General features: G+C 57.6%; 2 rRNA genes (1 of these 2 only partly in view). Both read right to left on the reverse strand.

The features are described 5' to 3' along the window. Positions 1-636 (reverse strand): 23S ribosomal RNA (locus AB0M99_RS37420) (it extends 2567 nt beyond the left edge of the window). Positions 637-923: 287 nt separating this feature from the next. Continuing rightward, positions 924-2448: ribosomal RNA gene (locus tag AB0M99_RS37425) — 16S ribosomal RNA — on the reverse strand. The 16S and 23S rRNA genes sit together here, the layout of an rRNA operon. Positions 2449-2545: the final 97 nt, after the last annotated feature.

A 2545-nucleotide genomic window follows, 5' to 3' on the forward strand; every position in this document is an offset into this window, starting at 1 on the left:
TACGAGCGACGCTCCCACGGCTTGTAGGCACACGGTTTCAGGTACTATTTCACTCCGCTCCCGCGGTACTTTTCACCATTCCCTCACGGTACTATCCGCTATCGGTCACCAGGGAATATTTAGGCTTAGCGGGTGGTCCCGCCAGATTCACACGGGATTTCTCGGGCCCCGTGCTACTTGGGAGATTCTTAAGCAAGCCGCTGATGTTTCGTCTACGGGGGTCTTACCCTCTACGCCGGACCTTTCGCATGTCCTTCGACTACATCAACGGTTTCTGACTCGCCGACCGGCCGGCAGACCGATCAAAAGAATTCCCACAACCCCGCATGCGCAACCCCTGCCGGGTATCACACGCATACGGTTTGGCCTCATCCGGTTTCGCTCGCCACTACTCCCGGAATCACGGTTGTTTTCTCTTCCTGAGGGTACTGAGATGTTTCACTTCCCCTCGTTCCCTCCACACTGCCTATGTGTTCAGCAGTGGGTGACAGCCCATGACGACTGCCGGGTTTCCCCATTCGGACACCCCCGGATCAAAGCTCAGTTGGCAGCTCCCCGGGGCCTATCGCGGCCTCTCACGTCCTTCATCGGTTCCTGGTGCCAAGGCATCCACCGTGCGCCCTTAAAAACTTGGCCACAGATGCTCGCGTCCACTGTGTAGTTCTCAAGCAACGACCAGCCACCCATCACCCTCACCTACTAGAAGTGAAGTTCACTGGGGCCGGCATCGCAGAAGATAAGACCTCACGGCCGTACCCTCAGACACCCAACAACGTGCCAAGCACGACCCTTCATCAGTGACTCACTTTCCACGCCGAAGCAGTACTCGTGATCCATCCGAAAGACCGTGCCAACTAATCAACGTTCCACCCATGAGCTGACCGTGCAGAACATTTGCCTGCAATCGGTACTGTGCTCCTTAGAAAGGAGGTGATCCAGCCGCACCTTCCGGTACGGCTACCTTGTTACGACTTCGTCCCAATCGCCAGTCCCACCTTCGACAGCTCCCTCCCTTACGGGTTGGGCCACCGGCTTCGGGTGTTACCGACTTTCGTGACGTGACGGGCGGTGTGTACAAGGCCCGGGAACGTATTCACCGCAGCAATGCTGATCTGCGATTACTAGCGACTCCGACTTCATGGGGTCGAGTTGCAGACCCCAATCCGAACTGAGACCGGCTTTTTGAGATTCGCTCCACCTCACGGTATCGCAGCTCATTGTACCGGCCATTGTAGCACGTGTGCAGCCCAAGACATAAGGGGCATGATGACTTGACGTCGTCCCCACCTTCCTCCGAGTTGACCCCGGCGGTCTCCTGTGAGTCCCCATCACCCCGAAGGGCATGCTGGCAACACAGGACAAGGGTTGCGCTCGTTGCGGGACTTAACCCAACATCTCACGACACGAGCTGACGACAGCCATGCACCACCTGTATACCGACCACAAGGGGGGCACTATCTCTAATGCTTTCCGGTATATGTCAAGCCTTGGTAAGGTTCTTCGCGTTGCGTCGAATTAAGCCACATGCTCCGCCGCTTGTGCGGGCCCCCGTCAATTCCTTTGAGTTTTAGCCTTGCGGCCGTACTCCCCAGGCGGGGAACTTAATGCGTTAGCTGCGGCACCGACGACGTGGAATGTCGCCAACACCTAGTTCCCAACGTTTACGGCGTGGACTACCAGGGTATCTAATCCTGTTCGCTCCCCACGCTTTCGCTCCTCAGCGTCAGTAATGGCCCAGAGATCCGCCTTCGCCACCGGTGTTCCTCCTGATATCTGCGCATTTCACCGCTACACCAGGAATTCCGATCTCCCCTACCACACTCTAGCTAGCCCGTATCGAATGCAGACCCGAGGTTAAGCCTCGGGCTTTCACATCCGACGTGACAAGCCGCCTACGAGCTCTTTACGCCCAATAATTCCGGACAACGCTTGCGCCCTACGTATTACCGCGGCTGCTGGCACGTAGTTAGCCGGCGCTTCTTCTGCAGGTACCGTCACTTTCGCTTCTTCCCTGCTGAAAGAGGTTTACAACCCGAAGGCCGTCATCCCTCACGCGGCGTCGCTGCATCAGGCTTTCGCCCATTGTGCAATATTCCCCACTGCTGCCTCCCGTAGGAGTCTGGGCCGTGTCTCAGTCCCAGTGTGGCCGGTCGCCCTCTCAGGCCGGCTACCCGTCGTCGCCTTGGTGGGCCGTTACCCCACCAACAAGCTGATAGGCCGCGGGCTCATCCTTCACCGCCGGAGCTTTCAACCCCCGCCCATGCAGGCAGGAGTGGTATCCGGTATTAGACCCCGTTTCCAGGGCTTGTCCCAGAGTGAAGGGCAGATTGCCCACGTGTTACTCACCCGTTCGCCACTAATCCACCCCGAAGGGCTTCATCGTTCGACTTGCATGTGTTAAGCACGCCGCCAGCGTTCGTCCTGAGCCAGGATCAAACTCTCCATGAATGTTTACCCGTAATCGGGTGCACACGCACTTAGAGCGGGACAGTCATGTCGGAATAAGACCGACCGTCCACTGCGTCCTCGCTGTGTAATTGCCTGC

The organism is Streptomyces sp. NPDC051183, assembly GCF_040682455.1.
Classification (GTDB): domain Bacteria; phylum Actinomycetota; class Actinomycetes; order Streptomycetales; family Streptomycetaceae; genus Streptomyces.